This window comes from Phytopseudomonas daroniae (genome assembly GCF_004327275.1).
GTDB classification, from domain to species: Bacteria; Pseudomonadota; Gammaproteobacteria; order Pseudomonadales; family Pseudomonadaceae; genus Aquipseudomonas; species Aquipseudomonas daroniae.
Genome location: NZ_QJUJ01000001.1, coordinates 266318 through 284608, shown reverse-complemented (window position 1 = coordinate 284608; position 18291 = coordinate 266318). Strand labels below are relative to the sequence as shown.

The 18291-nt window shown below is 62.6% G+C and carries 18 protein-coding genes; 13 read left to right on the top strand and 5 right to left on the bottom strand.

Translation table 11 applies throughout. From position 1 onward, the window contains the following. Positions 1 to 122: 122 nt before the first annotated feature. The 10 genes from DNK10_RS01415 (at position 123) to DNK10_RS01370 (ending at position 9766) form a co-directional block, all read left to right on the top strand. Entirely contained in the window at positions 123 to 1298 is a 1176-nt protein-coding gene (locus DNK10_RS01415; protein ID WP_131190344.1) for an XdhC family protein, read from the top strand. Then, on the top strand, positions 1295 to 1861 hold the full coding sequence (locus tag DNK10_RS01410) for a nucleotidyltransferase family protein (RefSeq protein WP_131190343.1): 567 nt from the start codon (positions 1295 to 1297) through the stop codon (positions 1859 to 1861). Before DNK10_RS01415 ends, DNK10_RS01410 begins: the two co-directional genes overlap by 4 nt. Before the next feature lie 90 nt (positions 1862 to 1951). Further along, on the top strand, positions 1952 to 2356 hold the full coding sequence (locus DNK10_RS01405; protein WP_131190342.1) for a GFA family protein: 405 nt from the start codon (positions 1952 to 1954) through the stop codon (positions 2354 to 2356). A 158-nt stretch (positions 2357 to 2514) separates the two neighbouring features. Next, the gene (locus DNK10_RS01400) at positions 2515 to 2979 is read left to right on the top strand and encodes a response regulator (RefSeq protein WP_242674612.1); all 465 of its coding nucleotides are present in this window, start codon (positions 2515 to 2517) and stop codon (positions 2977 to 2979) included. Positions 2980 to 3096: 117 nt separating this feature from the next. Then, entirely contained in the window at positions 3097 to 3420 is a 324-nt protein-coding gene (locus tag DNK10_RS01395) for a hypothetical protein (RefSeq protein WP_131190341.1), read from the top strand. A gap of 678 nt (positions 3421 to 4098) precedes the next feature. Beyond that, positions 4099 to 4782, top strand: coding sequence for a 2Fe-2S iron-sulfur cluster-binding protein (locus DNK10_RS01390; protein WP_131190786.1), 684 nt, complete (start codon positions 4099 to 4101; stop codon positions 4780 to 4782). Beyond that, positions 4782 to 5765 (top strand): FAD binding domain-containing protein, encoded by a 984-nt coding sequence (locus DNK10_RS01385; protein WP_131190340.1) that lies wholly within the window; start codon positions 4782 to 4784, stop codon positions 5763 to 5765. Before DNK10_RS01390 ends, DNK10_RS01385 begins: the two co-directional genes overlap by 1 nt. Before the next feature lie 154 nt (positions 5766 to 5919). Further along, positions 5920 to 8142 (top strand): xanthine dehydrogenase family protein molybdopterin-binding subunit, encoded by a 2223-nt coding sequence (locus tag DNK10_RS01380; RefSeq protein WP_131190339.1) that lies wholly within the window; start codon positions 5920 to 5922, stop codon positions 8140 to 8142. A gap of 71 nt (positions 8143 to 8213) precedes the next feature. Next, positions 8214 to 9182: an XdhC family protein gene (locus DNK10_RS01375; RefSeq protein ID WP_131190338.1), complete on the top strand. Its 969-nt coding sequence runs from the start codon at positions 8214 to 8216 to the stop codon at positions 9180 to 9182. Between the two features lie 5 nt (positions 9183 to 9187). Beyond that, a complete protein-coding gene (locus tag DNK10_RS01370; RefSeq protein WP_131190337.1) occupies positions 9188 to 9766 on the top strand; it encodes a nucleotidyltransferase family protein in 579 nt (192 codons plus the stop codon). A gap of 372 nt (positions 9767 to 10138) precedes the next feature. Here the strand turns inward: DNK10_RS01370 and DNK10_RS01365 are convergent, their stop codons facing one another. Next, positions 10139 to 11395 (bottom strand): OprD family porin, encoded by a 1257-nt coding sequence (locus DNK10_RS01365; RefSeq protein WP_131190336.1) that lies wholly within the window; start codon positions 11393 to 11395, stop codon positions 10139 to 10141. A gap of 517 nt (positions 11396 to 11912) precedes the next feature. On the opposite strand from DNK10_RS01365, the gene DNK10_RS01360 reads away from it, so the two are divergent. Next, positions 11913 to 12323, top strand: a complete 411-nt coding sequence (locus tag DNK10_RS01360) for a metallophosphoesterase (protein WP_208738772.1) — start codon at positions 11913 to 11915, stop codon at positions 12321 to 12323. A 51-nt stretch (positions 12324 to 12374) separates the two neighbouring features. Here the strand turns inward: DNK10_RS01360 and DNK10_RS01355 are convergent, their stop codons facing one another. The 4 genes from DNK10_RS01355 to DNK10_RS01340 all read right to left on the bottom strand — a co-directional run bounded on the left by DNK10_RS01355 (position 12375) and on the right by DNK10_RS01340 (position 15878). Next, entirely contained in the window at positions 12375 to 12884 is a 510-nt protein-coding gene (locus DNK10_RS01355; protein WP_131190335.1) for a (R)-mandelonitrile lyase, read from the bottom strand. Positions 12885 to 12914: 30 nt separating this feature from the next. Continuing rightward, entirely contained in the window at positions 12915 to 13508 is a 594-nt protein-coding gene (locus DNK10_RS01350; RefSeq protein WP_131190334.1) for a flavodoxin, read from the bottom strand. A 338-nt stretch (positions 13509 to 13846) separates the two neighbouring features. Beyond that, positions 13847 to 14740 carry a LysR family transcriptional regulator gene (locus tag DNK10_RS01345; RefSeq protein ID WP_131190333.1) on the bottom strand — a complete coding sequence of 298 codons (894 nt, stop codon included), beginning with the start codon at positions 14738 to 14740 and terminating at the stop codon, positions 13847 to 13849. Positions 14741 to 14891: 151 nt separating this feature from the next. Then, on the bottom strand, positions 14892 to 15878 hold the full coding sequence (locus tag DNK10_RS01340; protein ID WP_131190332.1) for a LacI family DNA-binding transcriptional regulator: 987 nt from the start codon (positions 15876 to 15878) through the stop codon (positions 14892 to 14894). A gap of 171 nt (positions 15879 to 16049) precedes the next feature. On the opposite strand from DNK10_RS01340, the gene DNK10_RS01335 reads away from it, so the two are divergent. Beyond that, positions 16050 to 17213, top strand: coding sequence for a Gfo/Idh/MocA family protein (locus DNK10_RS01335; RefSeq protein WP_131190331.1), 1164 nt, complete (start codon positions 16050 to 16052; stop codon positions 17211 to 17213). Next, a complete protein-coding gene (locus DNK10_RS01330) occupies positions 17213 to 18280 on the top strand; it encodes a sugar phosphate isomerase/epimerase family protein (protein WP_131190330.1) in 1068 nt (355 codons plus the stop codon). The genes DNK10_RS01335 and DNK10_RS01330 overlap by 1 nt, the downstream gene beginning before the upstream one ends. Positions 18281 to 18291: the final 11 nt, after the last annotated feature.

The window sequence follows — 18291 nt, the reverse complement described above, 5'->3', positions numbered from 1 at the left end:
TGCCACGCGTTCATCGCGTACGCTTCGGTGGGTACCGACGGATATACCCGGGCCGGTAGTTGAGCCCTTAGTCGACTCCTCTCTTTTTTCGCAGGGTGGGGGAGCATCAGGGGAAAGTACCCATGACGGATATACAGGCACTACTGGCAGCCTGCGCACAGGTCGAACAGGAGCAGGACGAGGCTGTGCTGGCCACCGTGGTCAAGGTGGAAGGCTCTGCCTACCGACGGCCCGGCGCGAGGATGTTCATCTCCTCGCTGGGCGCCACCGAAGGCACCATCAGTGGCGGCTGCCTGGAGTCGGCCGTGGCGAAAAAGGCCTGGTGGCTGACCGAGCGCGGGCAGCCGGTGCTGCAGCGTTACAGCAGCACCGCCGGCGAGGACGAGGACGACGGGCTGTTCGGTCTGGGCTGCAATGGCACCCTGTACCTGCTGCTGGAGCGGCACAGCCGTACCCTGCCGGCGCCCGCCATCGAGCTGTTACGCGAGGTCGTGGCCCAAGGCGAGCCCGGAGCCATGGCGCGAGTCATCGGCTGTCCCGCGAGGAGCGGCGTGCGGCTGGGGCAGTATCTGAGTTGCGCGCCTGGCCGGCATTGGCGCAGCGACTTGCCGGATGGCGTGGCCGCGCTGCTGCGCGCCGACCTGCAGCGCACCCTGGACGACCGCCGCAGCGCGTTGTGCCGCTATCCGCTGGCCGACGGGGAGCTCGAGGTGTTCTGCGAGTACCTGGCGCCGCCGCGCCGGCTGTTGGTGTTCGGCGGCGGCCACGATGCCCAGCCGTTGGTGGAGATGGCACGGCTGATGGGCTGGCAGGTCACGCTGATCGACAGCCGCCGCCACTACGCTCGCCACGAGCGTTTTCCCGGGGCGCACGCGGTGCGCTGCATCGAACTCGACGAGTCGCTCGACTGGCCGGCCCTGGCCGACGGCGCGGCGGTGCTGATCATGAGTCACAGCTACCGCCAGGATCGCCACTGGCTGAAGGCGATGCTCGACTGTCGCCCCTGCTACCTCGGCCAGTTGGGCCCGCGCAGCCGAACCGAGCGGCTGCTGGCCGAAGTGTGCGACCAGGGGGCGCCGCAGCCCGGCCTGGAGGTGCTGCACTATCCCATGGGCCTGGACATCGGTGGCGACACGCCGCAGAACGTGGCCCTCGCCGTGTTGGCGGAAATCGCCGCAGTGGGCAACGGACGCCAGGGCGGCCTGCTCAGCGGGCGTAGCGGCAGCATTCATGACCGGGAAGCCGAGCATGGCGCCTGTGCCGTCGCCATGCGTGCGCAGCGACGGAGCAGCCGTTGAGCGGCGTGGCCGCGCTGGTGCTGGCGGCCGGCCGGGGCCGCCGCTTTGGCGCTGACAAGCGCCTGGCCCGGCTGGAGGATGGGCGAACCCTGCTGGCGGCCACGCTGGCGCTGGCCGGCGAGGCGTTCGACGAAGTCTGGGTGGTGCTGCGGGCCGAGGATCCGCCGACGCTTGCAGCCGGTTGCCGGGTCGTGCGCTGTGCCGATGCCGACGCCGGCATGGGACACAGCCTGGCGGCAGGGGGCCGGGCCGTGGCGCAGGGCTCCACGGTCGAGGCGCTGGCCGTTCTGCTCGGCGATATGCCGTGGATCAGCCCGCATAGCCTGCGTCTGCTGCAGACCCGCAGCGATGCCCGGAGCATCCTCTTGCCCGAGTACCGTGGGCAGCGTGGACATCCGGTGATCTTCGGTCGCCGCTTCTGGCCAGCCCTGGCGAACTGTCGCGGCGACCAGGGTGCGCGTGGCCTGTTGCTGCAGGAAGCCAGCGCGTGCCGCATCCTGCCGGTGGACGATCCGGGTGTGGTGCGCGACGTCGACCATCGCGCCGACCTGCTCCGGGGATGACCGCGTGCATGAAGTGTTCGCAGGCATGGTGCTGCGTCGTATCCGGGTGCACCATCAGCGGATGGGGTCGGTACAACGGAGGAGATGATGATGCTCAGTATCCACAGTGGCGGCTGTCAGTGCGGTGCACTGCGTTATCAGTTTCAGGCACCGCTGACCGATATCGCCCATTGCCACTGCTCGATCTGTCGGCGCAGCACCGGCGGCATTCTGGTGACCTGGATCACCGTCCCGCTGGCGCGCTTTGTCTGGCTAAAGGGCGAGCCCGCCCGCTACGCTTCATCGCCAAGCTGCACACGGTATTTCTGCCCGACGTGCGGCGCTCATCTGGCCCTGTTCACTGCGCTGAGCCCGCAGTCGCTGGATGTCACCATCGCGACGCTGGATCACCCTGAACAGGCGCCGGCGGATCGGCATATCTGGACGCAGAGCCGACTGCCCTGGCTGCAGGTGGACACCCACTTGCCGGAAGAAGACCAGGAACGCATCGAGTGAGCGTGCCGCATGTAAAGGCGCCTCCTGATGTTCAGCGTGAAGCCCTGGAGTCCACCGGCGACATGACGCCCAGGAGATGATCGACAACCTGTAGAAAGGCTCGGAGCTTGCCGCGTACCAGCCGACGCTGGCGAACCACTTCCGTCAATCGAAATGACGTGGATATTTATGAAATCTTGCCCTTGGCTGTCGGTCAGAGCCTGACTCCCACCGCTACTGCCCGGATCCAAGCGATGCCACTGATAGTCATAGCCGAAGACGAACGCTCCATCAGAGAGCTCCTCGTGGAGATCTTCGAAGAACAAGGTCATCAGGTGAAAGCCTTCCCCTGTGCCGACGACGCCTGGGAGTTCCTCGCCAGCTGCGACGGTCAGGTGCAGATGGTGCTGACCGACTTCAGCATGCCTGGCGATATCGACGGTATTTTTCTCGCCCATCTGATCCGTGATCGCTTCCCGGATCTGCCGATCATCATCTCTTCCGGTTTTCTGGAAGAGACGAGCGATTTCGAGGGCTTGAACGTGGCGGTGATTCCCAAGCCGTGGACGGTTAGCCAGCTACTCGCCATATGCGCGGCGATGATCCCCGAAAAAACACCCCAGACCGACATTCGGCAGGCGTAAGCGATTCGAGCAGCGAGCTGCGATGTCCTGCGTACAAAAACTCCCATCATGTGACTGCGCAGAAACCTCGGTGGATATGTAAAATCCCCGCCCCGTTTTACTGCTGGAGATGTCACGTTGGCCATTCACTACTCGCCTTCCCAGAACACTGTCGCTTGTGGCCGCACCGGTTCGAGCCTCAGCGCTACCCAGGATCAGACGCAGGTTTCCTGCAAGCTTTGCCTGCGCTCGCTGGAGAAGGACGCTGCCCCTGCCGAGGCCGTCAATCGCACGCCAACCCTGGCCGAGCTGCGTGCAGCCGCTCGGGCGGCGAAAGCTGCGGCCAAGCAACCTGATCCGAAAACTGCCCTGAGCGTACGGGCAGCATGGCGGCAGAAACTGGAGCAGATGCCAGGCCGCAACCGACTGCCACGCGGTGCGGCTCGTCAGGCGTACGTTTAATCGGTGCCGCTGTCAGGGCCGCGAGACGAATATGCTCCGGTCTTGGCAGCCTATCTCTTCAGTGGTTTTCAGTTGCCCGATCCAGCACTTGGTTCTGCCGGATAAGTCCCGCCTTTATTGCCTGATTCAGTTACCGGCACCAAGTTGAGTAATCACCCGGTGTTTGGCAAAAAATCTATATTCAAATCTTCATGTAGGTAAGTTTGCCGACGGAATCGTTAGTCTCACCGGTTAAATAAGGGCAGAGCTTACGTGTTTCTGAAGTAAGTCGATCATTGCCCAATACTGTCTCGATTGCTGTTGGTCAAATTGATGATCAGGCATTTATGAGTCTCGCTCATCAGGCTTTGCAATATTTCCTACTAATCGCCTGTGGTCGCAGGTGTTAGCTTCAGCTGTTGTTCGCATACCGTCTTGGTTAAGCGAATAAGTTCGCATCCGTGAACACCAATGTTTGGCGAAATAGATCGACTGCAGCCGGCTATAGTCATGTGGCAACAGGAGCGATTAACAATTCGTAGCGCACAGAATAATCCTTGCCCTGAAAAACAGTGAACTGAAGCGAGAGCTGCAGCTACCAAGTTCAGTGCCTGGTGTAGTGACAATAAAACGAAATGAGTCGTGGCAGCCTGCGGTTTTCAGGGGCCTGCCAACATGAGCGACCTTGAGGTGACCGTGATGAAAGATCAGAAGACCTTGCAGAGCCCGGTGGTGGAAGTGGATCCGGTAGCGTTGGCGGTAAAGCCGACGCGCCGCAGTTTTCTCAAGTTCGGTGCCTCGGGCATCGCCGCGGCAACGCTGTCCGGCTTGTTGCCCGGCAGCGCCCTGGCGGCAGACCGGGAAGCTGTACCCGACATCGAAGACAAGTCGGTTCCTGGCGTTGGCGAGCAGCGCATTCGCCTGACGGTGAATGGCCAGGTGCACGCGTTGAACGTGCCGGCCAATGCGATCCTGCTCGATGTGTTGCGCGATCGTCTGCAACTGACCGGTACGAAAAAGGGGTGTGATTACGGCCAGTGCGGTGCCTGCACCCTGTTGGTCAACGATGTGGCGATCAACGCCTGCCTGTCGCTCGCGGTGCAGCACGACGGCGACAGCATCACCACCATCGAAGGCCTCGCCCAGGGCGACACCCTGCACCCGGTACAGGAAGCCTTCTGGGAGCACGATGCTTACCAATGCGGCTACTGCACCTCCGGGCAGATCATGAGCGCCGTGGCGATTCTCAAGGATCCGAACATCCCCAGCGATGACGCCAGCGTCCGCGAAGCCATGAGCGGCAACATCTGTCGCTGCGGCGCGTACAAGAACATCCTCAGCGCGGTGCAGTCCGCGCGTTCGAAGATGGGAGGGGCGGTCTGATGCGCACTTTCAATTTCGTACGTGCCGAGTCGTCCGCACACGCCATCGGTTCGATGACCGGCGACCAGCCACGAGCCTACCTGGCGGGCGGCACCACGCTGCTCGATCTGGTCAAGCTGGACGTGATGAAGCCCGAGCAGATCGTCGACATCAATCACCTGCAGTTGAAGCAGGTCGAGCGCCTGGCCGATGGTCGGCTGCGTGTCGGCGCGCTGGTGAGCAACACCGATCTGGCCAATCACCCGCTGGTACGCGAGCACTATCCGGTGCTGTCACAGGCCATTCTGGCTGGCGCCTCCACGCAGCTGCGCAACAAGGCGACCACCGCCGGCAACCTCATGCAGCGCGTGCGCTGTAATTATTTTCGCGATGGTTCCTCGGCCTGCAACAAGCGCGAGCCGGGTTCGGGTTGCGCGGCCATTGGTGGGTTGAATCGCAGCGTGCATGCCGTGCTGGGTACCAGCGAACATTGCATCGCCACACACCCTTCGGACATGTGTGTGGCGATGGCCGCCATCGGCGCACGGGTCACGGTACGCGGCGCCACGGGCGAGCGGGAAATCCCGTTTGGCGACTTCCATCTGCTGCCCGGTGACACGCCATGGCGCGAACATGCGCTGGAGCGCGGTGAGCTCATCACCCATGTAACGCTGGACGCGCCGCTGGCCGGTAGCCGCGGCGCCTATCTCAAACTGCGCGACCGCGCCTCTTACCAGTTCGCCCTGGCCTCCAGCGCGATCATCCTGGTGCTCGACGGGCAGCGCATCGCCGATGCCCGCATCGCCCTGGGCGGTGTGGCCAGCAAGCCGTGGCGGGCCACAGAGGCCGAGCGGGCGCTGATCGGCCAACGGGCGACGGCGGAGACGTTCGCCCGTGTGGCCGAACTGGCGTTGAAAGGGGCGCGGGCATACGAGCACAACGCCTTCAAAATTCCACTGGGGCAGCAGGTGGTTGTGCGCAGCCTTCGCGACCTGACGGCTTAGACCCTGTTCACGATCTGCTGCGCGTCGGCCCTACTGCGTTAAAAACAAGCTCGGAATGCTCATTTACAGCTCGTAAACTCCGCTTCCTCGCTTGTTTTTGCCTTGTATGGCTCTAGCTCGCTAGATCGTGAAAAGATTCTTAGGAGCTTTTTTCATGAGCGAGAAAATCATTGGCGTCGCCCAGCGGCGCGTCGAAGGCTGGCAGAAGGTCAGTGGTGCGGCGCTGTACACCGCGGATCATCACCTGGACGGCCAGCTGTATGCCTATGGCGTTTACAGCAGCATTTCCCGTGGGCAGATCGTGGCGATTCACGACGACGAGGCGCGGCGCATGCCTGGCGTCGTCGAGGTGCTGCACCACGGTAATTTCCCCCGCCTGCACCGCACCCCCAGCGGGGCCGTGAACCTGATCAAGAATATCCTCACTGCCAGCAAGGTGGACGAGCACCGTCTGCCCTTCGAGGATGATCGCGTCTACTACCCGGGACAGTTCGTTGCCCTGGTAGTGGCCGAAAGCTTCGAGCAGGCGAGGGCGGCCGCGTACCGGGTTCGCGTCGATTATCGGCAGGAAGAGTCGATCAACAGCCTGCAGGATGCGCTGCGCACCCGCGGTGCGCGTTCCGGTAATGGCGGCCATGAGCGTGGCGAGCCCGAGGCGGCGTATCAGCAGGCCGCGCACCGCATCGACGTGACCTACACCACGCCGGTGGAAACCCACAATCCCATGGAAATGCATGCCACCACCGCCCATTGGCGTGACGGTCGTTTGTACGTCTACGAAAGTAGCCAGGGCGTGGTCAATCATCGCAACGTGCTGGCCAATGTCTTCGACCTGTCCGCGGATCAGGTCGAAGTGCTCGCGCCCTATATCGGCTCCGGTTTCGGCGCCAAACTCTGGCCCTGGCCGCACTCGATTGCCGCCTGTGCCGCTGCCAAGGTCACCAGGCGCCCGGTGCAACTGGTGGTGCCAAGGGAGCAGATGTTCACCACCGTTGGCCATCGTCCGGAAACCCGCCAGCGTTTGCGCCTGGCCACCGATGGCGAGGGCAAGCTGCTGTCCATCCGCCACGAGTCCTACAACAGCACGTCGACCCTGGACAATTACACCGAGAATTGCGGTGGGGTCACCAAGAGTCTGTATTCCTGCCCGAACGTGCTGGTCAGCAACCAGGTCAGCCTGCTCAATCGTGGCACGCCGACGTCCATGCGCGCGCCCGGCGCGGCACCGGGGTTGTTCGCCCTGGAATCGGCAATCGACGAAATCGCCCTGGCCAGCGGGGTGGATCCTCTGGTGTTCCGGCAGATGAACCTCGCCACGAAAGACGAAAGCATGGATCTGCCGTGGTCCAGCAACCATTTGCCTGAAGCGATAGAAAAGGCCGCCGAGCGCTTCGGCTGGTATCGGCGCAACCCGGCCGTGGGTGCCATGCGTGACGGCGACGAACTGATCGGTTACGGCGTGGGTGCCTGCAACTGGGAGGCCTTCCAGGTGGCGACCGACGCCCGCGTGATTCTGCGTGCCGATGGTCGCGCGCTGGTGCAATGCGGCCTGCAGGATATCGGCACCGGCACCTATACCATCATCGCGCAGACGGTCAGCGAACTGACTGGCCTGCCCATGGAGCGCATCGAGGTGCAACTGGGTAACTCGTCGTTCCCGCCCGGCGCCTTGTCCGGCGGTTCCTGGGTGACCGCCAGCCTGATGCCCGCCGTCGCAGGGGCGACCCGGCAGGCGCTGGAGAAATTACGCGAGTACGCGGTGATGGATAACGGCCCATTCGCCGGCCAGGATCCGCGGAGCCTTGAACTGGGCGAAAGCGGACAACTGAGCAAAGACGGTGTGCGTGCCAGCTTCGCCGATGTGCTGACTCGTCAGCGCCTGTCACGGGCCGAAGCGACCTACCACAGCGGCGCATCGGATAACGACAAGTACTCCTTCCGCTCGTTTGGCGTGCATTTCGTCGAGGTGCGCTGGGATCCGGGCATCTCCCGCCTGCGGGTTTCGCGGGTGGTCAGCGCCATCGACGTCGGCAAGGTGGTCAACCCGCTGGCGGCGCGCAATCAGGTCGAGGGCGCGATCGTCATGGGCATCGGCATGGCGCTGTTCGAGGCGGCCGAGTACGACCCGCGCAATGGCTTGCCGGCGAACAACAATTTCGCCGAGTACGTGGTGCCCGTTCACGGCGATCAGCCGGACATCGACGTGCTGCTGCTCGACTATCCCGACTACCAGCTCGGTGAGTTCGGCGCACGGGGCATTGGTGAGATCGGCGTGACGGGGCTGGCGGCCGCCGTCGCCAACGCCGTTTACCATGCCACGGGTCAGCGCGTGCGCAGCCTGCCCATCACCAAGGAAAAACTGATGGCCGTTCGATAGGCCTGTGATCATGCGGCGTCTGCCTGCTCGGTAGCCTCCGTTGCCTGGGTTGATGTGGCGAGGTGGTTTTGATGAAGCAACTTGACCTGCAGGTCGTTCAGCAGGCTCGTGTATGGCTGGAAGAGGGACGACCGGTCTGGTTGTGCACCGTGCTGTCGACATTCGGCTCGGCACCGCGGGCGCCTGGCGCGATGCTGGTGGCGCTGCCCACGGGGGCGTTCTGTGGGTCGCTGTCCGGCGGCTGCGTGGAGGAGGATTTTCTCGAGCGGGTGGCGACGGGGTCGTTTGCCGAGCGCAATCAGGTGGTGCGTTATGGCGCGGGCGGTCTGGCGCCTACCCGGGCGTTGCCCTGTGGCGGTGTGCTGGATGTATTGATCGAATACATCCCGCCAGGCGATGGCGCCGAAGAGATGTTGCGCCAGGTCGAGCATGCCCTCGGTGGTGGCGAACTGTTGATCCGTGACGTGCCGCTTGGCAATGGCGCCAGTGAATGCCGTCCAGGCAGCATGGGCGACGCGAAGATCCAGCGTGGTGATGAGCGTGTGTCGATCAGGGTTGGCGCCGTGCTGCGGGTGATTCTGGCGGGCTGGTCGCCTGTCGCCGAGTTCTGTGCCGGCTTCGCGACGTCGCTCGGTTACGAGGTGATCCTTTGCGATCCGCGCCCCGAGGTCATCGCCGAGGTGACGGTGCCAGGCGTACAGGTTCTCGAGTTGCTGCCGGCGCGTTTCATCGCCGAACAGGGCGCCCATCGCGCCACCGCGATTCTTGCTCTGACCCATGATCCGCGCATGGACGACCTGACGCTTATCGAGGCCGTGCGTACCGAGGCTTTCTATATCGGTGCAATGGGCTCGCAGCGTACCAGCGGCAAACGCCTGGAGCGGCTGGCGCGTTTAGGCGGCTTGAAGCGAGATGAGATGGCGCAGATTCATGCGCCGATCGGCTTGCAACTGGGCAGCAAGTCGCCGGCGGAAATCGCCCTGGCAACCATGGCCGATGTGCTGAGGGTCGCCAACGGCATCGACCGAGGCGAGGTGTAGCCGTGGTGCCGAACAGCCTTGTGGTTATCGTGCTGGCCGCCGGGTGCGGCTCGCGCTTTCGCGCCTCGGGCGGCACCACGAGCAAGCTGCAGGCCGATCTGCACGGCAAGCCGATTCTCGAGCATGTGCTGGCGGCGGTCGAACGCTCCGGACTCGGTGTGCATGTGGTGCACAGCGCCCGCGGTGACGGCATGGCCGACTCGATTGCCGAAGGTGTACGCGCAACGGCAAGCGCTTCAGGCTGGCTGGTGCTGCCGGGCGATCTGCCGTTGGTGACGGCCCAGAGCATTCGCAGTGTGGCGGCGGCCTTGGTGGACAATCTGGTAGTGGTGCCGGTCTCGGGCGGTGAAAAAGGCCACCCGGTCGGGTTCGGACGTGAATGCTTCGATGAGCTGGTCGCACTCAGCGGCGAGGCGGGCGGTGCGTCGATCGTGCGGCGGTATCGCGCCGAGGGTCGCGTTCTGCAGCTCGAAGTCAATGATCCCGGCATCCTGACGGATATCGATACGCTCGAGGATCTGCAGCGGGTGCGCGGTCTGCTCGAAGCCTCCGTTCAGTTCAGGGGCTCTGGCGAGCAGGTGTGAGCTAGTGTAGCGTCACACATCAAATGTCGTATCCGAGCGATTGGGCTGAGTGGTCGCTCAAAGGCGGTAGCGGACGTAGGGTGGATGACGCTCTTTTCATCCACCATTGCGATCACAGAGCGGTGGACGGGTCGGGCCGCGTAGGTGAAGCGTTGTCCACCCTACGACAGGCCGCTTGCGCCACATGGCTGCCATCCCACATTACGATACCCCGTTCGCCGCCTCGGGCACATCGACCACCCTGGCCGACATATGACCGTTGTCGCGACACCAGGGTGATAAGCGCAAAAGAAGCGACGACCTGATGGTCGTCGCTTGTGCATTGTCCACGGCAATCCGTTCAGGCAATCGCCGTGGCCGCCTCGGCTCTCCTTACAGAATGCTGAGCGGGTATTCGACGAAGGCACGGATCTCGTTGAGATCGGGGCCTACCGCATTGCTGGAGCGGTAGATGGAGTTGCGAAGCCGCAGGGAAAGATCTTTGGCCGCACCGTTCTGCACGGTGTAGCTGACCTGATTGAACAGCTCGCGCTCCTTGCCTTCCTTGTCCGCACCCGTGTCGATGTTATCGCCGCGCACATAGGCGAACTTGTAGCGCAGGCCTGGTACTCCGTAGCCGGAGAAGTCCAGCTCGTAGCTGGCTTGCCAGGAGCGCTCGTCTTTCAGGTTGAAGTCCGAGTAGTAGGAGTTGGCGAGGTAAACGCTGCTGCCGCCGTCGCCGTAGTCGTAGGCATAACCGGCGTCGCCGGTATTTCGCTGGTGGGCGATGATGAAGGCGTGGTAGCCGACGCTGTATTTCGCCACCAGGCTCCAGATGTTGTTGCGGTCATTACGCCCGTCGCCGCCAAAATCCAGAGCGGCGACGGAGTTGTTGTCGTAGTCGGTTCGGTACAGGTTGAAGTCGAAGTTGAGTGCCTGGCTTTCGCTCAGCGTCGCGGTGTAATTGAGGTTCGCATAGTACTTCTCGTAAACGTCTTCCACGTCCGAGTGATACAGCGCGGCGCTCAGGTTGTCGGTGAAGGCGTAGCTGCCGCCCACCACGTCGATTTTCTTCAGGCGGTTGGCGTCGCGTGCCGGGTCGCCCATCGGGCTGTCCGCCGTGAAGCGGCCCACGTTCAACTCGAGGCCTTGCACTTCGTTACTGGTAACCAGTGTACCGGTGAACGATTGCGGGAGCAGGCGGCTGTCGTCATGGGCGAGCACGGGTAGCGACGGGAACTGGTTGCCGTATCTGACCACTGTGTTGGAAAAACGGAGCTTGACCGCCGCACCTGCCTGGGACAGATCGTCGACCGGACGGCCGTCGCTGTCGGTATCGAAGAAGGCGCTGTAATTGCGGCCCCGACCGCTATCGAGCTTGACCCCCAGCAACCCGAAGGCATCGACACCCACGCCGACGGTGCCTTGGGTAAAGCCGGACTCGAAGGTGGTGATGAAGCCTTGGCCCCACACCTTGGCGTCGGCGGCGTTGTTCTTGAAGTCACGGTTGAAGTACGCATTGCGCAGCAGGAGTTTCAGGCTGCTGTCTGCAATGAATCCGTTGGACTCGGATTGCTCACTGGCATGTGCCAGTGGAATGCCTGCCGCTAAGCAGGCACAGGCGAGTGCGAGTTTCTTGTGCTTGAACATGGATGCTCCTAGTCAGTTGGCAGGTGTTGAATTGTTGATTCACCAGTTCCAGAACCTAATTATTATTTGCCTCGATATACCAAGACAGTGCGATAGTTATCATCGCGCTGGCGCACGGGCCAACCACAGGAGTCGATTATTACTATCGATGCAAATGATGCTTCGACGTGGCAGGTTATCTATACCATTCGGGGTGATGAACTCATGGTCATTGGCTTTCGAGAGAAGCCGGTGGTCTCTCCAGTTCATCATCCTTTGGTTTCCGCCTCTATATGAGGCGGTTTTTTTTGGCTGTAGGAAAGTTGATGAAGTTCAGGCGTGAATTTTGCTTCGTGCCGTTTTTAGCGGAATGAGCGATATATCCTGTGTGTACTCATGTCCGTGCGCGCTCTTTCAATTGCCGACGTTTTTATTGATGACTTCTGCTCATGGGTGTATGCGGAAGTTGGACTTTATTTAGGCGTTTTTTATCTTTATAGATTGTCTGTTTACTTGGCGGCATGCGTAAGTGCTGTCGATGTTCCTGTCGCAAAGTCTTACAGGAAAAAGCGCCAGCCTGGTGCTTGCCGGCATCACCGATCCGGCCGCCAGCCGTTTCGGTCAACCGCTGCCTGATATTGCGGCGGCACTGACCGGTGTGCCTCAGGAGGCGGTGGTGATCCTGCTCAGCCATCGGCCGTTGGCGGCTTCGGGCAATGCCATAGCCGGTGCCGACCTGCAGTTGTCCGGCCACACCCATGGTGGTCAGGTGTGGGGCATGCACTGGGTCACCCAGGCGTTCAACGAGGGCTATGTGTCCGGTGAATATGCGGTAGGCGACATGCGCCTGTACGTGAGCAATGGTGCGGGGCTGTGGAGCGGCTTTCCGCTGCGGTTGGGCAAACCCTCGGAGATCACCCGAATCACTCTGCGCGCGGTTGAAGGGTAGGCGATCCGGGTGAAGAGCGAAGCGTCGGGAATGGCGGTTCGCTCGGATCTTTCACTGCCCCGAGGAGGCTTGTGCCGGGGCCGCGTACTGCTCGTCCGAGACCTTTTCCATCCAGTCAGCGACCTTGCCGTCCAGCTGTTCGGCAATGGCGATATGGCTCATGGCCGTGGTTGCTGTCGCGCCATGCCAGTGTTTGACTCCCGGCGCGATCCACACCGTATCGCCTGGGCGGATTTCCCGCCGCGGGCCATTCCAGTTCTGCACATAGCCCACGCCACTGACCACGATCAGCGTCTGCCCGAGCGGGTGGCTGTGCCACGCGGTGCGTGCACCAGGCTCGAAGGTGACGGTTCCGCCACTGACCCGTGCAGCACCGCTGCCCTTGAAGGGCGCATCCAGGCGCACGTTGCCGGTGAAGTATTCGGCAGGCACCTGTACGGATGGCTGCTCGCCGGCCCGTTCGATACGGATATCCGTGGTGTCTTCCGCTTGCGCGGTGAAGCTGTTCAGTGACAGGGCTGCGGCAGCCGTTACAAGTGCTTTGGCACGACACACGTTCATGTTCGCTTCTCCTGAGTGGGTGAGTCGGCGTCAGCCGCTGATCTTGGCGTCTTCGAGCCAGCGGTTTACCCGCTCCATGGTGCGGCGTTCCTGATCGGCTTCCAGGGTGAAGCCTTCAAGCACCCGGGCTCCTTTCGCATGGCTGACGAGAACCGATCTGCTGTCGCCCAGGCCATAGCCGCCATGGGTGACGAACGGGATCAGGGTTTTGCCCGAGAGATCGTGGGCGGACAGAAAGGAACGGATCACTGGCGGTGTGCTGCCGCCGCAGATCGGAAAGCCGAGCAGCAATGTGTCGTACGGAGCGAGATCCACCGCACCGGAGGCAAGCGCTGGCCGGTAGCCGGCGTCTCGTTCCTTGCGGGCTTGCTCGACGGTTTGCAGGTAATCATCGGGGTAGGGCACGGCCGGCTGGATTTCCAGCAGATCGGTATCCAGTGCACGCTGGATCAGGCCCGCGATCACACGGGTATTGCCGGTGCGCGAGAAGTACGCCACCAGCAGGCGTGAACCCTGCCGCTGCACGTCAGTGCCTTGTGCGCCCGCATTGGAAGCACCGAGAAATGGCGCACTGGCGAGTGCCGCGATCAACGCACGGCGCAAGGGGTCGTGAGTATTGCTCATGTGGCCGAGACTTCCAGGCCGCTGTTGCCGAGTTGGCGTTTTTGCATTTGCACTTCTCCCGTTTTCCTCGACTGGCTGCCCTGTGTATCGAGCACAGCCGGATTAGAATGAGTCTGACTACACCTTAATCAGGGGAGGGGGCAGAGCACTAGGCAGCAAAGCCGGCATAGCGCTATGAACAATATTCATGAATGACCAGGATGCTTTCATGAGTTTGGCTCACAGCCTCATGCGTGATCCTGAGCAGGCCGTCCCATGACATCCCGTGTATCTCTGGCTTTCACACGGCTCTGTGCCAAGTGGCTGTTCGGTTATCTGTGGGAGCGTGAAGCTGAGGCTCAGCGCTCGTAGCGCAGCGCGTCGATGACCACGCCGAGGGCGCGGGAGTATTGGCGACGGTTCGGGTAGTACAGGTGGTAGCCGGCAAACGGCTCGCACCAGTCTTCCAGCACGCGCAGCAGGGTGCCGTCTGCCAACTGTTCCTGCACCATATCGTCGGGCAGGAAAGCCAGCCCGCAGCCGGCCAGCGCCGCACGCAGCACCGGGCCGCTGCTGTTGAACGTCCACTGGCCCTCTACGCGAGCCTTCATCTCCTGGCCGTCCTTCTCGAAATCCCATTGCAGCAAACCGCCATAGGTCGGCAGGCGCAGGTTGATGCAACAGTGCCGGGCCAGGTCGGCCGGAGTGATCGGCACTTCGTAGCGAGTGAAGTAATCCGGCGAAGCGACCACCGCCATACGCAGGGTCGGGCCGATCGGCACGGCGATCATGTCCTTGGCGACCTGATCGCCGAGGCGCACACCAGCGTCGTAGCGCTGCGCCACGATATCGGTGAGGGCGTAGTCGACGGTGATCTCGACCTTGATATCGGGGTAGTCGCAAAGAACCTTGTGCAGCTTGGGCCAGAGGATATTGTTGGCGGCATGCTCGGAGGTGGTAATGCGCAGCGTGCCAACCGGCTTGTCGCGAAACTCGCTGACGGCGCTCATCTCCGCCTCGATTTCCTCAAGGCGCGGCGCCACCGTGGCGTACAGTCGTTCCCCCGCTTCGGTCAGCGCCAGGCTGCGTGTCGTACGGGTCAGCAGGCGCACGCCAAGGCGTGCCTCCAGGCCGCGGATGGAGTGGCTGAGGGCCGACTGCGAAACCCCGAGCTGCGCTGCGCCGCGGGTAAAACTGCCTTCCCGCGCAATGACGACGAAAGCCTGCAGGTCGTTGAAGTTTTCTCTGGGCATCTGCGATTCGGGCTCGGTAAGCGGGCGTTGAGCGCAGCATCATAAGCACGCTGCGAGCGTCTCGTTTAACGGTAATTTTCTCTTTTGATTTCAGCCGCAGTATCAGGCAAGCAGCGCTGCTGGCACGGGCCTTCCAGGGCTGGCGAAGCGCCTATGAATGGGCTGCTGTGCTCGAGCGCACGACCAGTTCGAAAGGCAGGATCAGGTGATGCTCGGAAATGCTTTTGCCATCGAGCAGCGCCAGCAACATGGCGACCGCATGCTGCCCGAAGGCTTCGGCCGGTTGTGCGATGGTGGTCAGTGGTGGATCGCAAAAGGCAGCGAAGGAGATATCGTCGAAGCCGGCGACCGAAATGTCCTCGGGAACCCGCAGACCGGCCTGGCGGATGCACTGGATGCTGCCCATGGCCATCTCGTCGTTCTCGCAGAAGATCGCCGTCGGACGGGCTTCGTTGCGCAGCAGGTACGCCGCTGCGGCATGCCCGGACTGGCAGGTGTAATCACCATCCTGCAGCAGTGCCGGGTCGAGTTCGAGACCCGCTGCGTCGAGGGCTTCCCGGTAACCGGCGAAACGCTCGCGGGTCAGCGGGCTGTCCGGTGGCCCCTGGATCAGCCCGATACGGCGGTGACCGAGTGCTAGCAGGTGCTCGGTCATGGTACGGGCGGCGCCGCGGTTGTCCAGGCTGACCGTGGGCCAGGGGGCGTTGTCGACGATCTCGCAGATGTTCACCAGCGGCGGATGATCCTCGCGTGCGAACGGGTCGAAGGCGCGCAGTTGAATGACCCCGTCGGCCTGCTTGGCATCCACCAGTTCGGCGAACTGCCGTTCAGTGTCCGGGTTGCCAAGGGTGTTGCACAGCAAGACCCGATAATCGAACGCGCTGGCCGCTTCCTGGATGCCGCGGATGACCTGAGCGAAGAAGGTATTGGCGATATCCGGTACCAGCACCACCAGATTGCGGGTGCGCTGGGAGCGAAACTGGATGGCCATCAGGTTGGGTTTGTAGCCAGCCTGCTCGACGGCCTCGAGCACCTTTTCACGGGTTTCCGGCGAGACCTGGGCGGGGCTTTTCAGGGTGCGGGAAACCGTGGCGACAGAGACGCCGGCCAGTGCGGCCACCTTGCGGATATTTGTCATGCAACCTCTGTTTTCTGGCCGTTGCTGGGCTCCGATTTGCCGCTAGGTTACCGCAACCCGACCGTCGTGGCGCGCTTGACCTGTGTAGCAGCTAGGTCTATATATCTTTCAATGTAACCGGTTACATTGAAGTAAAGTACCAATAAAAAGAGCGTAAAACGGAGTTGTTCAATGCCTGCTTCAAGCGTAAGGCTGGGAATGATCGGCGGCGGTTCTGGCGCGTTCATCGGCAAGGTGCACCGTCAGGCCGCTGCGTTGGCGGGTGGCATCGAACTGGTGGCCGGAGCCTTCAGCCGCGATCCGGCCAACAATGCCGAAACGGGTCGCGAGGCTGGTTTGCAAACGCAGCGTGTATATGCCAGTTGGCAGGCGCTGCTGGACGGCGAAGCCCGTCTCGATCCAGGCATGCGCATCAACCTGCTGGCGATCGTCACGCCCAACCATCTGCATGCCCCCATCGCCGCCGCCGCCATTCGTGCCGGTATCCATGTATTTTGCGAAAAGCCCGCCGCGCTGAGCAGCACAGAGACCCACGACCTGGCGCATCTTCTGGTGCAGAGCGATGTCCTGTATGGCCTAGCCCACACCTACCAGGGTTACCCGATGATCTGGCAGGCCCGGCATATGGTGCAGGCCGGCGAGATAGGCCGCGTGCGCAAGCTCTATGTCGAATATCCCCAGGGCTGGCTGAGCGATGATCTGGCCGGTCAGGGCAACAAGCAGGCGGCCTGGCGTGGCGATCCGCAATTGGCGGGGCAGGGCGGCTGCATCGGCGATATCGGCACCCATGCCTTCAGCCTGGCCGAGTTCGTCAGTGGGCAGCGTATCGAGTGCATCTGCGCGCACCTCGGCACCCATGTGCCTGGCCGCACGCTGGACGACGATTGCGCCATGCTGTTTCTGACCGAGCAGGACGCCAGCGGTGTGCTGCTCGCCAGCCAGGTCTGCGCGGGCGAAGAGAACGCCCTGAAGATTCGCATCTACGGCGACAAGGGCGGTCTGGAGTGGCGCCAGGAAGAGCCCAACAGCCTGATCCATCGCTCGCTCGATCAACCGATGCGCGTGCTGCGTGCCGGCGCCAACCACAGTTGGCTGTGCGCTGAAGCACTGCATCGAATTCGTCTGCCAGCGGGCCATCCGGAGGGTTATCTGGAGGCCATGGCCAATCTCTACAGCGACTTCGCCCAAGCGATTGGCGGTTCCAGCGGTGCCGCTGCCGCACTACCCGGTATCGAGACCGGCAAACGTGGCATGGCCTTTATCGAGGCGGCGCTGGCTAGCCACGCTAGTGAGGCGAAATGGACGGCATTGTCACCGACTGAAGGAGCACGCTGATGACTTCCGTGACCCAGGGCATCCGCGGCCCAGGCATTTTTCTCGCGCAGTTCCTGTCCGCCGAGGCCCCGTTCGACAACCTGGCGAATCTCGCTCGCTGGGCGGCTTCGCTCGGATACAAGGGCATCCAGTTGCCGACCCTGGGGCCGCATTGCCTGGATCTGCAGCGCGCTGCCGAGAGCCAGACCTACTGCGACGAACTCAAGGGTATCTGTGCCGAGGCGGGCGTCGAGATCAGCGAACTGTCCACTCACCTGCAGGGCCAGTTGGTGGCCGTGCATCCGGCGTTCGACGATCTGTTCGATGACTTCTCCCCGGTGCAACTGAGGGGCCGCCCGCACGAGCGTACCGACTGGGCCGTCGCTCAATTGAAGCTGGCGGCTCAGGCCAGCCAGCGACTGGGTTTGTCAGCCCACGCGACTTTCTCCGGCGCGCTGCTGTGGCCATATCTCTACCCCTGGCCGCAGCGGCCGGCTGGATTGGTGGAAGAGGGGTTCGCTGAGCTCGCACGGCGCTGGCTGCCGATCCTGCAGGCCTTCGACAAGGCGGGTGTCGACCTCTGCTACGAGCTGCACCCCAGTGAGGATCTGCACGATGGCGCCACCTTCGAGCGCTTTCTGGCGGCCGTCGACAATCACCCGCGCGCGCACATCCTCTACGACCCCAGCCACATGCTGTTGCAGCAGATGGACTACCTGGGTTTCATCGACCGCTACCACGAGCGCATCCGCATGTTTCACGTCAAGGATGCGGAGTTCCGCCCCGATGCCCGCTCCGGTGTGTATGGCGGTTATCAGTCCTGGGTGGATCGCCCCGGTCGTTTCCGTTCGCTGGGCGATGGCCAGATCGACTTCAAGGCGATCTTCAGCAAGCTCACTCAATATGGCTATCAGGGTTGGGCAGTGCTGGAGTGGGAATGCTGCCTGAAGGACTCGGCCCAGGGCGCTGCCGAAGGCGCGGATTTCATCGAGCGCCACCTGATCACTCGCGCCGAACGCGCATTCGACGACTTCGCCGGGGTCGCGACCAGCGCCTCGCGCAACCGGAGGTTACTCGGCCTGGAGTAGCACCCTTAACG

Excerpts from the sequence above, each read along its gene's own strand:
- DNK10_RS01355 (WP_131190335.1), bottom strand. The coding sequence starts at position 12,884 with ATGAACGTGTGTCGTGCCAAAGCACTTGTAACGGCTGCCGCAGCCCTG.
- DNK10_RS01360 (WP_208738772.1), top strand. The coding sequence starts at position 11,913 with ATGTTCCTGTCGCAAAGTCTTACAGGAAAAAGCGCCAGCCTGGTGCTT.
- DNK10_RS01350 (WP_131190334.1), bottom strand. The coding sequence starts at position 13,508 with ATGAGCAATACTCACGACCCCTTGCGCCGTGCGTTGATCGCGGCACTC.
- DNK10_RS01380 (WP_131190339.1), top strand. The coding sequence starts at position 5,920 with ATGAGCGAGAAAATCATTGGCGTCGCCCAGCGGCGCGTCGAAGGCTGG.
- DNK10_RS01415 (WP_131190344.1), top strand. The coding sequence starts at position 123 with ATGACGGATATACAGGCACTACTGGCAGCCTGCGCACAGGTCGAACAG.
- DNK10_RS01335 (WP_131190331.1), top strand. The coding sequence starts at position 16,050 with ATGCCTGCTTCAAGCGTAAGGCTGGGAATGATCGGCGGCGGTTCTGGC.
- DNK10_RS01330 (WP_131190330.1), top strand. The coding sequence starts at position 17,213 with ATGACTTCCGTGACCCAGGGCATCCGCGGCCCAGGCATTTTTCTCGCG.
- DNK10_RS01345 (WP_131190333.1), bottom strand. The coding sequence starts at position 14,740 with ATGCCCAGAGAAAACTTCAACGACCTGCAGGCTTTCGTCGTCATTGCG.
- DNK10_RS01390 (WP_131190786.1), top strand. The coding sequence starts at position 4,099 with ATGAAAGATCAGAAGACCTTGCAGAGCCCGGTGGTGGAAGTGGATCCG.
- DNK10_RS01365 (WP_131190336.1), bottom strand. The coding sequence starts at position 11,395 with ATGTTCAAGCACAAGAAACTCGCACTCGCCTGTGCCTGCTTAGCGGCA.
- DNK10_RS01340 (WP_131190332.1), bottom strand. The coding sequence starts at position 15,878 with ATGACAAATATCCGCAAGGTGGCCGCACTGGCCGGCGTCTCTGTCGCC.
- DNK10_RS01385 (WP_131190340.1), top strand. The coding sequence starts at position 4,782 with ATGCGCACTTTCAATTTCGTACGTGCCGAGTCGTCCGCACACGCCATC.
- DNK10_RS01405 (WP_131190342.1), top strand. The coding sequence starts at position 1,952 with ATGCTCAGTATCCACAGTGGCGGCTGTCAGTGCGGTGCACTGCGTTAT.
- DNK10_RS01375 (WP_131190338.1), top strand. The coding sequence starts at position 8,214 with ATGAAGCAACTTGACCTGCAGGTCGTTCAGCAGGCTCGTGTATGGCTG.